Raw genomic sequence first — 12304 nt, forward strand, 5'->3', positions numbered from 1 at the left:
GGTACATCCAACCCTGCTTAACCCTGGAGTCGATACTCTTCGAGCAGTCGGCGTCCAATGATCATTTTCTGGATTTCGGCGGTACCTTCGCCGATCAGCAGCATCGGCGCCTCGCGGTAGAGACGCTCGATCTCGTACTCCTTGGAGAAACCGTAGCCGCCGTGGATCCGGAAGGCGTCCTCGACCACTTCCTTGCAGTATTCGGAGGCGAGGTACTTCGCCATCCCTGCCTCGAGGTCGTTTCGTTCCCCGGAGTCCTTTTTACGGGCCGCGTTCACCATCATTGCATGGGCCGCTTCGACCTTGGTGGCCATCTCGGCCAGCTTGAACTGGATGGCCTGGTGCTGCGCGATCGGCTTGCCGAAAGTGTGACGCTGCTGGGCATAGGAGACACCCAGCTCGAACGCACGCTGTGCGACACCGCAACCACGTGCCGCCACGTTGACGCGGCCGACCTCGACTCCGTCCATCATTTGGTAAAACCCTCGGCCAGTGGTGCCGCCGAGTACCCGATTGGCCGGAACGCGCAGTCCGTCCATGATGAGCTCGGTCGTGTCGACGCCCTTGTAGCCCATCTTGTCGATCTTCCCGGGAATGGTGAGGCCGGGACGGACCTCTCCGAAGCCGGGCTCCTTCTCGACCAGGAAGGTCGTCATCGACTTGTGGGGCGCGGTGCCCTCCGGGTGCCCTTCGTCACTTCGTACGAGCACGGCCACCAGGTTCGACGAGCCGCCGTTCGTCAGCCACATCTTCTGGCCGTTCAGGACGTACTCGTCGCCGTCCCTGACCGCCTTCGAGGTGATGGCGGAGACGTCCGAGCCGAGAGCCGGCTCCGACATCGAGAACGCGCCGCGCACCTCGCCCAGGGCCATCCGGGGCAGGAAGTGGTCCTTCTGCTCCTGCGTGCCGTGCTGCTTGAGCATGTACGCCACGATGAAGTGCGTGTTGATGATGCCGGAGACCGACATCCAGCCACGGGCGATCTCCTCGACGCAGAGCGCGTAGGTGAGGAGGGACTCGCCCAGGCCCCCGTACTCCTCGGGGATCATCAGACCGAACAGGCCCAATTCCTTGAGGCCGTCGACGATCTGCTGGGGGTACTCGTCGCGGTGCTCCAGCTCGGTCGCGACCGGGATGATCTCCTTGTCCACGAAGTCGCGGACGGTGGAGAGGATCTCCTGCTGGACGTCGGTGAGACCGGCGGTCTGGGCGAGTCGCGCCATGGCTACTTCTCCTGCTGCTTGAGTTCCGGACGGCCGGGCTGCTCGCCCCCGCGCTCCTTGATGTACGTCTCGGTCGGCACCATGACCTTGCGGCGGAACACGCACACCAGCGTGCCGTCCTGCTTGTAGCCCTTGGTCTCGACGTGGACGATGCCGCGATCGCTCTTCGACTTCGAGGGCGTCTTGTCGAGGACCGTGGTCTCGCCGTAGATCGTGTCGCCGTGGAAGGTCGGCGCCACGTGCTTCAGCGACTCGATCTCCAGGTTGGCGATCGCCTTCCCGGAGACGTCCGGGACGGACATGCCGAGCAGCAGCGAGTAGATGTAGTTGCCCACGACGACGTTCCTGCCGAAGTCCGTCGTCCGCTCCGCATAGTTCGTGTCCATGTGGAGGGGGTGGTGGTTCATGGTCAGGAGACAGAAGAGGTGGTCGTCGTACTCCGTGACCGTTTTCCCGGGCCAGTGCTTGTAGACCGCGCCGACCTCGAACTCCTCGTACGTGCGTCCGAACTGCATGGTGCTCAGGCCTCCGGGGCTTCGAACTTGGACGTGCGCTGCATGCCGGCCGCCCGGCCCTTGCCCGAGATGACCAGGGCCATCTTGCGGCTGGCCTCGTCGATCATCTCGTCGCCGAGCATCGCGGAGCCCTTCTTGCCGCCCGCCTCGGACGTGTAGTACTCGTACGCGTCGAGGATGAGCTCGGCGTGGTCGAAGTCCTCCTGGGAGGGCGAGAAGATCTCGTTGGCCGCGGCGACCTGGTCCGGGTGCAGCACCCACTTGCCGTCGAAGCCCAGGGCGGCGGCGCGCCGGGCGACCTCGCGGTAGCCCTCCTGGTTGCGGATCTGGAGGTAGGGGCCGTCGATCGCCTGGAGGTCGTGCGTACGGGCGGCCATGAGGATGCGCATCAGGATGTAGTGGTACGCGTCCGCCGGGTAGCCCGGCGGCTGCTCGCCCACGACCAGCGACTTCATGTTGATGGAGGCCATGAAGTCGGCGGGGCCGAAGATGATGGTCTCTACACGCGGTGAGGCGGCCGCGATCTCGTCGACGTTGACGAGCCCCTTCGCGTTCTCGATCTGGGCCTCGATGCCGATCTTGCCGACCTCGAAGCCCATCGTCTTCTCGATCTGCGTGAGCAGCAGGTCGAGCGCGACGACCTGCTGGGCGTCCTGGACCTTCGGCAGCATGATGCAGTCGAGGTTCTGGCCCGCGCCCTCGACGACCGTGACGACATCGCGGTACGTCCAGTGCGTCGTCCAGTCGTTCACCCGTACGACCCGCGTCTTGCCGGTCCAGTCGCCCTCGTTCAGGAACTTCACGATGGTGTGCCGCGCCTCGGGCTTGGCGAGCGGGGCGCAGGCGTCCTCCAGGTCCAGGAAGACCTGGTCCGCGGGGAGGCCCTGGGCCTTCTCCAGGAAGCGGGGGTTCGAGCCGGGCACCGCCAGGCAGGAACGCCGCGGGCGAAGGCGGTTGACGGGCGTGGTCATGCGGGGACCTCCAGGGGGTCGAGCTTGTTCGCTTTCCGGATCTCGTCGACGATACGGCCGATGATTCCGGTGATGTCGAAGTCCTTCGGTGTGAAAACCGCGGCGACTCCCGCGGCGCGCAGCAGTTCGGCGTCGGCGTTCGGGATGATCCCGCCGGCGATCACCGGGATGTCGGCCGCGCCGGCCTCGCGCAGTCGCTCCAGCACGTCGGGCACCAACTGGGCGTGCGAGCCGGACAGGATGGACAGGCCGACGCCGTGCACGTCCTCGGCGACGGCCGCGTCCACGATCTGTTCGGGCGTGAGCCGTATGCCCTGGTAGACCACCTCGAACCCGGCGTCGCGGGCGCGCACGGCGATCTGCTCGGCGCCGTTGGAGTGCCCGTCCAGGCCCGGCTTGCCCACCAGGAAGCGGAGCTTGCCGACGCCGAGTTCGCGGGCGGTCTCCTCGACCTTGCGGCGCACCAGCGCCAGCGCGGTGCCCTCCTCGGCGGTCACCGCGACGGGCGCGGACGAGACGCCGGTCGGGGCGCGGAACTCGCCGAACACCTCGCGCAGGGCCTCGGACCACTCGCCGGTCGTGACCCCGGCGCGGGCGCACTCGAGGGTGGCCTCCATGAGGTTGTCGGTGCCCTTGGCAGCTTCCTTCAGCCGCTCCAGCGCCTTGCAGGGGCGCGGGTGGTTGAACGGCGGCTGGTAGCGCGTGTCGCGCCAGTTCTGCAGCGCGGCGACCACCCGGGCCTCGACGGCCGGGTCGACGGTCTGGATCGCCGCGTCCAGGTCGGCGGTGAGCGGGTTCGGCTCGGTCGACTCGTAGATGTTGACGCCGACGATCTTCTCGGTGCCGCCCTCGATCCGGGCCCGGCGCTCGGCGTGCGAGGAGACGAGCTGGGACTTCAGGTAGCCCGACTCGACGGCGGCCATCGCCCCGCCCATCTCGTCGATCCGGTCCATCTCGGCGAGTGACTCCTCGACGAGGGCCGCGACCTTCGCCTCGATGACGTGCGAGCCCTCGAAGATGTCCTCGTACTCCAGCAGGTCGCTCTCGTGCGCCAGCACCTGCTGGATGCGCAGCGACCACTGCTGGTCCCAGGGCCGGGGCAGCCCCAGCGCCTCGTTCCAGGCGGGCAGCTGCACGGCACGCGCGCGTGCGTCCTTCGAGAGCGTCACGGCCAGCATCTCGAGGACGATCCGCTGGACGTTGTTCTCCGGCTGCGCCTCGGTCAGACCCAGCGAGTTGACCTGGACGCCGTAGCGGAAACGCCGCTGCTTGGCGTCCTGGATGCCGTACCGCTCGCGCGTGACCTGGTCCCAGATCCGCCCGAACGCCCGCATCTTGCACATCTCCTCGATGAACCGGACACCCGCGTTCACGAAGAAGGAGATACGGGCGACGACGTCACCGAACTTCTCGGCGGGCACCTGCCCCGAGTCGCGGACGGCGTCCAGCACGGCGATGGCCGTCGACATCGCGTACGCGATCTCCTGGACGGGGGTCGCGCCCGCCTCCTGGAGGTGGTACGAGCAGATGTTGATCGGGTTCCACTTGGGCATGTGGGAGACCGTGTACGCGATCATGTCCGTCGTCAGCCGGAGTGAGGGCACCGGCGGAAAGACATGCGTACCCCGCGACAGGTACTCCTTGACGATGTCGTTCTGCGTCGTCCCCTGCAGCTTGGTGATGTCGGCGCCCTGCTCCTCGGCGACGACCTGGTAGAGCGCCAGCAGCCACATGGCGGTGGCGTTGATGGTCATCGAGGTGTTCATCTGCTCCAGGGGGATGTCCTGGAACAGCCGGCGCATGTCACCGAGGTGCGAGACCGGCACCCCGACCCGGCCGACCTCGCCGCGGGCGAGGATGTGGTCGGGGTCGTACCCGGTCTGCGTGGGCAGGTCGAAGGCCACGGAGAGACCCGTCTGCCCCTTGGCGAGGTTGCGCCGGTACAACTCGTTGGACGCCTCGGCGGTGGAGTGACCGGCGTAGGTCCGCATGAGCCACGGCCGGTCCTTCTCCCGCCGTCCAGCGGCGTTCTGACGCTCAGTCATCTGGGGACCTCAGACGTTCCGGAAGCGGTTGATGGCGTCGATGTGCTGGGCGCGCTTCTCCTCGTCGCGCACGCCCAGGCCCTCGCGGGGCGCCAGCGCGAGCACGCCGACCTTGCCCTGGTGGAGGTTGCGGTGGACGTCGTACGCGGCCTGCCCGGTCTCCTCCAGGGAGTACACCTTGGAGAGCGTCGGGTGGATCTTGCCCTTGGCGACCAGCCGGTTGGCCTCCCAGGCCTCGCGGTAGTTGGCGAAGTGCGAGCCGATGATGCGCTTCAGGGACATCCACAGGTAGCGGTTGTCGTACTCGTGGTTGTAGCCCGAGGTCGAGGCGCAGGTGACGATGGTGCCGCCCTTGCGGGTGACGTAGACGGAGGCGCCGAAGGTCTCGCGGCCCGGGTGCTCGAAGACGATGTCGACGTCCTCGCCGCCCGTCAGCTCACGGATGCGCTTCCCGAACCGCTTCCACTCCTTCGGGTCCTGGTTGTGCTCGTCCTTCCAGAACTTGAAGCCCTCGGCGTTGCGGTCGATGATCGCCTCGGCGCCCATCGCCCGGCAGATGTCCGCCTTCTGGTCGCTGCTGACGACGCAGATGGGGTTGGCGCCACCGGCGAGCGCGAACTGCGTGGCGTACGAGCCGAGGCCGCCGCTCGCGCCCCAGATGAGGACGTTGTCGCCCTGCTTCATGCCGGCGCCGTTCCTCGACACGAGCTGCCGGTACGCGGTGGAGTTCACGAGCCCGGGAGCGGCGGCCTCCTCCCACGACAGGTGGTCGGGCTTGGGCATCAGCTGGTTGGACTTGACGAGGGCTATCTCGGCGAGGCCGCCGAAGTTGGTCTCGAAGCCCCAGATGCGCTGCTCGGGGTCGAGCATCGTGTCGTTGTGCCCGTCGCTGGACTCCAGCTCGACGGACAGACAGTGGGCGACGACCTCGTCACCGGGCTTCCAGGCGTTGACGCCGGGGCCGGTGCGCAGGACGACGCCCGCGAGGTCGGAACCGATGATGTGGTACGGCAGGTCGTGGCGCTTGGTGAGCTCGCTGAGCCTGCCGTAGCGCTCCAGGAAGCCGAAGGTCGCCATCGGCTCGAAGATCGAGGTCCAGACCGAGTTGTAGTTGACGGAGGAGGCCATCACGGCCACCAGGGCCTCGCCCGGGCCGAGCTCCGGCACCGGCACGTCGTCCAGGTGGATCGACTTGCGGGGGTCCTTGTCGCGGGTGGTGAGCCCCGCGAACATCTCCGTCTCGTCCTTGTGCACGGTGATCGCGCGGTACGACTCGGGGAGCGGAAGAGCGGCGAAGTCGGCAGACGTGGCCGTCTGCGACTGAATCGCGTCCAGGATGTCCTTCACGGTGTTGCCTCCGGCGATGAGCGTCTTGAGGGAAGACACTTGAGGGTTACGTCGGTGCTGCTGCTGGAAGTGAGGGGTGTGCCGTCGGTTCGGCGAAGGTGGTGGTGCGGTGGCAGCGCCGGGTTGGCGCAAAAGGTTGCCTGTGACGCAGGCGTCCGGGCGCGCTCGCCATTGGCTTGCGGGGACAGCCGGCGTACGAAAGGTCTCTGCACGCCGGCCGCCCGGACAACATCAACGTATGGCACGCCGTGTCACCGTGCAAGGCACGGAGTGCCATGAGTTTCGCTCAGGTGAAATCTTTACGTAACACGTGAGCGATGATCGATCAGATCGACCGATGATCGATCAAAACGCACTGGTCAGGGGCGGTGCGGAGGGGCCGGTGCAGGGGCCGGAGGGGCGGGGCGGCGGGCCGCTTCGGAGAACACCTGGTGTCGGTGGCACGGCGTGAGGGTTCCCGTGCGGGGGTGCGTGCGGGGGTGGGGCCGGGGTGGGGCGGTGCTGCGGAGGGCCGGCGAGGCGTCCCGGGGAGCGCCGGGCGTCGGGAGCGCCGGGCGGTCGATGACGGGGGCGCTCGGCGGCGGAGCCGGGGCTGCGGGCGACGGAACCAGGGGGGCATGCCTGCCTGGAGGCGGCACTTTTCGGCCCAGGGCTCGCGGCGCCCGTCCGCCCATCGGCGCCGACTCCGGACCGCTTGCCCCGGCCCTCGGCGGCGACGCCACGGCGCCGGGGGCCCCGGGGATGCCGCGGCGCCGGGGTCCCCGGGGGATACCCGCGATGCGGGCCGCGTCCGTCCCGCGGGGGCGGTGGCGTGCCGGGTCGGCGTCAGAATGCGTCCGCCAGGCAGGCCGGGTACAGGGCCATCGCCGTGCGCGGGTCGCGGACGTCGCGGGTGGACAGTTCCTCGATCTTTCGCGCCGATGGGCGCGGGGGTGCCTTCCGGTCGGGCGGAGTCGAGGGCCCGGGGGAAGGTGAGGGTCGCCGGCACGATGGAGTGCGACCGCGACCCCGACCGCTTCCGCCAGTCCCGCGTGGACGCGATCGTGGCGGCGGCCCGCCCCTATCCGCCGGGGGGGGGGGCGGACTGGGAGCACAGGGAGCAGGAGTGGATGGGCCCGCGCCCCATGACCACGGACGGCCTCCCCCCCCTGATCGGCCCGCTCCCCGGGCGCCCGGGGGTGGTCCTGGCGGCCGGCCACAACGTGCTGGGGCTGATGCTGGCCCCGGCGACGGGACGCCTGGTGACGGGACTCCTGACGGGAAAGCCGGACGACTCCCTGACCCCCGGATTCGCCCCCGGCCGAGCCGTCAGGAGGGGACTCGGCCCCTCTCCCGGGCGCGTGTGAGTCGGGGCGGGACCGCGCCCCCGGCGCCGACAGGTGCCTGCGCCCCGCGCTCTACGACCGCTCCCGCAGCGCCTGCTCGATGGTCCGCATGACCTGGTCCAACGGCGCGTCGACCCGGGCCACGGTCACCAGGACGTCACCCTCGGTGAAGGCGGACGCCGGCGCCGTACGGGGCGTGGTCTCCCGCCCGGCCCCGATCCCCGTCCCGAAGGTCTTGCGGACGATGGAGAAGGCGTGGTCCAGCTGCGCCTCGACGTCACCTTGTCCCCCGGCCCGCAGCCAGCGCCGCAGAACATGGTTGTGGGCCGTGACCACGGCGGACGCGGCGACCTCCGCGAGCAGCGGATCGTCGTTGGCGTCGTCGTCGTGCGCGTGCTCGTCGAAGTGGCCCAGGAGATAGCGGGTGAAGAGCCGCTCGTAGCGGGCCACGGAGGCGATCTCGGCCTCCCGGAGCGTGGGTACCTCGCGGGTCAGCTTGTAGCGCGAGACGGAGATCTCGGGCTGGGCCGCGTACATCGTCATGACTTCCTTGATGCCGCGGCACACCGTGTCGAGCGGGTGCTCGTGCGCCGGAGCCGCGTTGAGGACCGCCTCCGCGCGGATCAGGGTGTCGTCGTGATCGGGGAAGATCGCCTCTTCCTTGGAGCGGAAGTGGCGGAAGAACGTGCGGCGGGCCACCCCGGCCCGGGCCGCGATCTCGTCGACGGTGGTCGCCTCGTACCCCTTGGTCGCGAACAGCTCCATGGCCGCGGCCGCCAGTTCTCGGCGCATCTTGAGCCGTTGGGCGGCGGCGCGACTGCCCGCGGCGCTCTCCGGAGCGTCGGGCGTGGCTGGTGTACGTGAGGACTTGGCGGGCTGGGACATGACCCGAACGTACTGCATGTGCGCAGGGGAACGCGCATGTCCGGGGAACCCCCCGCCCTCGACGGGCGGGGGGCTGCCGGCCGGGCCGAGCAGTCCGCCCCAGCGGGCGGTGTCGGGCAGCCGGTCGCCGGGACGCTCAGCGGCGGGCATATTCGCGGAAGCCGCGGCCCGTCTTGCGGCCGAGGCAGCCCGCGGCCACCAGGTGCTCCAGGAGCGGCGCGGGGGCGAGACCCGGGTCGCGGAACTCGCGGTGCAGTACCTTCTCGATGGCGAGTGAGACGTCCAGACCGACGACGTCGAGGAGTTCGAACGGCCCCATCGGGTAGCCGCCGCCCAGCTTCATCGCGGCGTCGATGTCGTCGAGGGTGGCGTAGTGCTCCTGGACCATCTTGATCGCGTTGTTCAGGTACGGGAAGAGCAGCGCGTTCACGATGAAACCGGCCCGGTCCCCGCAGTCCACCGGGTGCTTGCGGATCTTCCCGCACAGCTCGCGGACCGTGGCGTGCACGTCGTCCGTGGTCAGGACGGTCCGGACCACCTCGACCAGCTTCATCGCCGGCGCCGGGTTGAAGAAGTGCATCCCGATCACGTCCTGGGGGCGTGAGGTGGCACGGGCGCAGGCGACGACGGGCAGCGAGGACGTGGTCGTGGCGAGGATCGCGCCGGGCTTGCAGACCTTGTCGAACACCCCGAACAGCTGCTGCTTGACCTCCAGGTCCTCGGCCACCGCCTCCAGGGCCAGATCGACGTCGGCGAAGGCGTCGTACGAGCCCGCCGGGACGATCAGGTCCAGGGTGCTCGCGGCGGCCTCGGCGGTCATCCGGCCCTTGTCGACCGAGCGGGCCAGGGACTTGCCGATGCGGGCCTTCGCGGCCTGTGCCTTCTCCTCGGTGCGGGCCGCGAGGACGACCTCGTACCCGGCCTTCGCGAAGACCTCGGCGATGCCGGAGGCCATGGTCCCCGAGCCCGCGACGCCGACCGAGCGGACCGTGCGGCCGGGGACCTCGGGGCCGCCGGAGAGGGGGGTCAGCGCGTCCCGCACGACCGTCGCGCTGCCGGGCGCCTCGTAGGAGTAGAAGCCGCGCCCCGACTTGCGGCCGGTCAGACCCGCCTCGCTGAGCTGCTTGAGGATGGGCGCGGGGGCGTGCAGCCGGTCGCGGGACTCGGCGTACATGGCCTCCAGGACCGTCCGGGCGGTGTCGACGCCGATCAGGTCGAGCAGCGCGAGCGGGCCCATGGGCAGCCCGCAGCCGAGCTTCATCGCGGCGTCGATGTCCTCGCGGGAGGCGTATTTGGCCTCGTACATCGCGGCGGCCTGGTTGAGGTAGCCGAACAGCAGCCCGTCGGCCACGAAGCCGGGGCGGTCGCCGACCGCGACGGGCTCCTTGCCGAGGTCGAGCGCGAGGTTGGTGACCGCGGAGACGGCCGTGGGCGCGGTGAGCACCGAGGAGACGACCTCGACCAGCTTCATCGCGGGGGCCGGGTTGAAGAAGTGCAGGCCGAGGACGCGCTCGGGGCGGGCCGAGTCGGCGGCCAGGCGCGTCACCGAGAGGGCGTTGGTGCCGGTGGCCAGGATGGTGTCCGGACGCACGATGCCGTCCAGCGCCCGGAAGACCTGCTGCTTGATGTCGTACGACTCCGGGGTCACCTCGATGACCAGATCGGCGTCGGCGGCGGCCGCGAGATCGGTGAAGGTGCGGAAGCGGGGCAGGGCGTCGGCGCGCTCCTGCTCGCTGAGACGCTCGCGTCGCACGGCGCGGGCGGTGGAGGCTTCGAGGGCGGCGACGGCCTGGGCGGCCGCGGCCTCGCTGATGTCGATGCCGATGACGTCGCGGCCGGCCCGGACGAGGACCTCGGCGATGCCGGTGCCCATCGTGCCGAGGCCGACGACGGCAACGGTCTTGATGGGGGACAGAGGGGTGTCGGACAGGGGAGTTGCCATCGCGGGACTCCAGGAAGAGGGTGACGACTGAGGAGCGCACGCAGGTACGCCCAGGAGGCGCACGGAGTGCGGAGAGTGCGGGTGTTGCCGGGCTGACAAGCGCACACGCCCGGTGCCGTCCAGAGGGGGGTGCCCGCGAGGGCGCACCCAGGGAACGGTGAAGCCGACCGGCCCTGTCCCGGAGCCGTGTCGTACTGAGGTACCTGAGGTACCGAACCGACTGCTCTCACGATGGCTGCGTCACCAGGCCACCGCAAGCAAGGCGCGAGTGGGTAACTCGCTCGTCTGAGCTTAACCCGCCGGTAACGAGCGCGCCAGCCCCCGAGTTTGTGATGTAGGTCCCGGAGCGACGGGGGCCACGCCTAGGCTCGGCTTCATGGACGAAGAGTTGCGATCACTCACGGAGCGTCTACGAAACGAGGCGGGGGCTTCGCCGGCGTACGAGCAACTCGTGGCGACCGAGGATCCGAATGTGCTGGCCGACGCGCTGACCGCGCCCGGACAGCCCTTGTGGGCCCGGGAGTTGGTCGCCTTCCGGCTCGGACTCGCCGGGGACCGGCGGGCCTTCGAGGCGCTCGTCCTGCTGCTGAACCACCGCGACCCACAGCGCTGCGCGTCCGCGGCGCACGCGCTCGCCCGCCTCGGCGATCCGCGCACGGCCCGCGCGGCGGCCGCGCTCGCCACCAACGAACTGCGCGTCGCCTACGCGCTGCATCCCGTACGGCTCCTGGTCGAGCTGCGCGCCCCCGAGGCCGTACCGGCGCTGATCACCACCCTGGGGCGCAGGCTGCGCCCCCACGACCCCTACCGCGGCGTCGCCCTGGCCTGTGTGGAGGGGCTCGGGGCGCTGGGGGACGTACGCGCGAGACCCGTCCTGAACGAGGCGCTCGCCCATCCGGCACTCGCCGAGGCGGCGGTGCACGCGCTGGCCCGACTGCCCGGGTGACACGGCGGGCGGCCGACGGGCCGCCTCCCGCAGCGCCTCGTCGACCGTGCTCACCGTGTCGTCGCGTCCCGGACCCGGCCCTTCGAGCGTAGTGCGTGACGTCCGCACGGGAACGGGTCGTCACCGCAAAGATGTTCCCGCGCTACGGGCGCGCCCCGGTGCCGGCACCCGGGCGCGTGAGGGTGCGGGCGTACCGGACCTCGGGCACCGCGACACCGTCCACGTCGAAGGGCTCCTCGCCACCGTCGGGACCGAACCCGGCCTGTGCGTAGAACCGGCGAGCCCTGGTGTTTCCCTCGAGCACCCACAGCAGCAGGCGCTCGTGCCCCACGGCGGTGCAGCGGGCGATCGATTCCGTGAGAAGCGCGCGGCCCACCCCGGTCCCGACCCGCTCGGGATCGACGTAGATCGCGTACAACTCGGCCGCCCCGACGCCGTCGCCGCGGGCTTCGTCGTCCCGGTACGGGCCGTGGCAGGCCCAGCCGACCACCTCGCCGTTCCGCTCGGCGACCAGGTTCACGATCGCGCCGCCGCCCCGCCCGAAACGCTCGCGCCGCCGGGCCGCGTCCTCGGCCACGCTGAGCGCGTCGAGGTACGCCTCGGGCATCAGCCCCCGGTACGCGCGCTGCCAGCCGCGGACGCGGATCTCGGCCACCCGCTCGCAGTCCGAGAGGACCATCTCCCGGATCCGGACCGGGAGTGCCTTCACTCGCCCACCACCGCGTACGCCTCGATCTCCATCAGGAACTCGGGGCGGACCAGCGCGGCGACCTGGACCGCCGACGCGGCCGGGAGACGGTCCGCGGGTATGTGGGCGTCGCGGGCCGCGCGGACGGCCGGCATGTGGGCCATGTCCGTGACGAAGAAGGTGAGTTTGACGACGTCGTCGAAGGTCGCCCCGGCGGCGGCCAGGCAGCGGCGCAGGTTCTCGAACACCTGGCGGGCCTGCGCCGCCGCGTCACCCGCGCCGACGAGCTTGCCGTCCTCGTCCAGGGCGAGCTGCCCCGAGACCGCGACGAAGCGGCCCGTACCGAGGACGACATGCGAGTACGCGGCGGCGGGGGCGACCCCGTCGGGGGCGGGAATGCGGGTCAGCTCACTCATG

11 protein-coding genes are annotated in these 12304 nt (G+C 70.2%); 2 read left to right on the top strand and 9 right to left on the bottom strand.

The window, feature by feature from the left end; all coding sequences use genetic code 11:
• Positions 1 to 17: 17 nt before the first annotated feature.
• Genes FNV62_RS40765 through ccrA form a run of 5 tightly spaced genes read right to left on the bottom strand, consistent with a single transcriptional unit; the run spans position 18 to position 6101 of the window.
• Complete coding sequence (locus FNV62_RS40765; RefSeq protein WP_054230299.1) at positions 18 to 1223, bottom strand: acyl-CoA dehydrogenase family protein; 1206 nt, start codon at positions 1221 to 1223, stop codon at positions 18 to 20.
• 2 nt (positions 1224 to 1225) lie between these two features.
• Entirely contained in the window at positions 1226 to 1738 is a 513-nt protein-coding gene (locus FNV62_RS40770; RefSeq protein ID WP_054230298.1) for a MaoC family dehydratase, read from the bottom strand.
• Between the two features lie 5 nt (positions 1739 to 1743).
• A complete protein-coding gene (locus FNV62_RS40775) occupies positions 1744 to 2709 on the bottom strand; it encodes an HpcH/HpaI aldolase/citrate lyase family protein (protein ID WP_075029694.1) in 966 nt (321 codons plus the stop codon).
• Complete coding sequence (locus tag FNV62_RS40780) at positions 2706 to 4754, bottom strand: protein meaA (protein WP_097286868.1); 2049 nt, start codon at positions 4752 to 4754, stop codon at positions 2706 to 2708. The genes FNV62_RS40775 and FNV62_RS40780 overlap by 4 nt, the downstream gene beginning before the upstream one ends.
• A 9-nt stretch (positions 4755 to 4763) precedes the next feature.
• Positions 4764 to 6101 (bottom strand): crotonyl-CoA carboxylase/reductase, encoded by a 1338-nt coding sequence (gene ccrA, locus FNV62_RS40785; protein ID WP_054230524.1) that lies wholly within the window; start codon positions 6099 to 6101, stop codon positions 4764 to 4766.
• A gap of 830 nt (positions 6102 to 6931) precedes the next feature.
• Between ccrA and FNV62_RS40790 the strand changes: the two genes are divergently transcribed.
• Positions 6932 to 7447, top strand: coding sequence for an NAD(P)/FAD-dependent oxidoreductase (locus tag FNV62_RS40790; protein WP_413083897.1), 516 nt, complete (start codon positions 6932 to 6934; stop codon positions 7445 to 7447).
• Positions 7448 to 7498: 51 nt separating this feature from the next.
• Here FNV62_RS40790 and FNV62_RS40795 read toward each other — a convergent pair whose 3' ends face one another.
• Together FNV62_RS40795 and FNV62_RS40800 are read right to left on the bottom strand one after the other, a co-directional pair.
• Entirely contained in the window at positions 7499 to 8311 is an 813-nt protein-coding gene (locus tag FNV62_RS40795) for a TetR family transcriptional regulator (protein ID WP_060901027.1), read from the bottom strand.
• Positions 8312 to 8447: 136 nt separating this feature from the next.
• On the bottom strand, positions 8448 to 10253 hold the full coding sequence (locus FNV62_RS40800) for a 3-hydroxyacyl-CoA dehydrogenase family protein (RefSeq protein WP_054230295.1): 1806 nt from the start codon (positions 10251 to 10253) through the stop codon (positions 8448 to 8450).
• Between the two features lie 376 nt (positions 10254 to 10629).
• On the opposite strand from FNV62_RS40800, the gene FNV62_RS40805 reads away from it, so the two are divergent.
• Complete coding sequence (locus FNV62_RS40805) at positions 10630 to 11199, top strand: adenylosuccinate lyase (RefSeq protein ID WP_054230294.1); 570 nt, start codon at positions 10630 to 10632, stop codon at positions 11197 to 11199.
• 142 nt (positions 11200 to 11341) lie between these two features.
• Here FNV62_RS40805 and FNV62_RS40810 read toward each other — a convergent pair whose 3' ends face one another.
• Both FNV62_RS40810 and FNV62_RS40815 read right to left on the bottom strand, forming a co-directional pair.
• Entirely contained in the window at positions 11342 to 11878 is a 537-nt protein-coding gene (locus FNV62_RS40810) for a GNAT family N-acetyltransferase (protein WP_144316556.1), read from the bottom strand.
• A 26-nt stretch (positions 11879 to 11904) separates the two neighbouring features.
• Positions 11905 to 12303 carry a RidA family protein gene (locus FNV62_RS40815; RefSeq protein ID WP_054230293.1) on the bottom strand — a complete coding sequence of 133 codons (399 nt, stop codon included), beginning with the start codon at positions 12301 to 12303 and terminating at the stop codon, positions 11905 to 11907.
• Position 12304: the final 1 nt, after the last annotated feature.

Origin of the sequence: Streptomyces sp. RLB3-17 (genome assembly GCF_007113425.2) — a bacterium.
Lineage (GTDB): Bacteria > Actinomycetota > Actinomycetes > Streptomycetales > Streptomycetaceae > Streptomyces > Streptomyces mirabilis_D.

Bases quoted from the DNA above. Each gene is read 5' to 3' on its own strand.
- FNV62_RS40800 (WP_054230295.1), bottom strand. From the start codon at position 10,253: ATGGCAACTCCCCTGTCCGACACCCCTCTGTCCCCCATCAAGACCGTT.
- FNV62_RS40805 (WP_054230294.1), top strand. From the start codon at position 10,630: ATGGACGAAGAGTTGCGATCACTCACGGAGCGTCTACGAAACGAGGCG.
- FNV62_RS40815 (WP_054230293.1), bottom strand. From the start codon at position 12,303: ATGAGTGAGCTGACCCGCATTCCCGCCCCCGACGGGGTCGCCCCCGCC.
- FNV62_RS40770 (WP_054230298.1), bottom strand. From the start codon at position 1,738: ATGCAGTTCGGACGCACGTACGAGGAGTTCGAGGTCGGCGCGGTCTAC.
- FNV62_RS40780 (WP_097286868.1), bottom strand. From the start codon at position 4,754: ATGACTGAGCGTCAGAACGCCGCTGGACGGCGGGAGAAGGACCGGCCG.
- FNV62_RS40790 (WP_413083897.1), top strand. From the start codon at position 6,932: ATGCGTCCGCCAGGCAGGCCGGGTACAGGGCCATCGCCGTGCGCGGGT.
- FNV62_RS40765 (WP_054230299.1), bottom strand. From the start codon at position 1,223: ATGGCGCGACTCGCCCAGACCGCCGGTCTCACCGACGTCCAGCAGGAG.
- FNV62_RS40795 (WP_060901027.1), bottom strand. From the start codon at position 8,311: ATGTCCCAGCCCGCCAAGTCCTCACGTACACCAGCCACGCCCGACGCT.
- FNV62_RS40775 (WP_075029694.1), bottom strand. From the start codon at position 2,709: ATGACCACGCCCGTCAACCGCCTTCGCCCGCGGCGTTCCTGCCTGGCG.
- FNV62_RS40810 (WP_144316556.1), bottom strand. From the start codon at position 11,878: ATGGTCCTCTCGGACTGCGAGCGGGTGGCCGAGATCCGCGTCCGCGGC.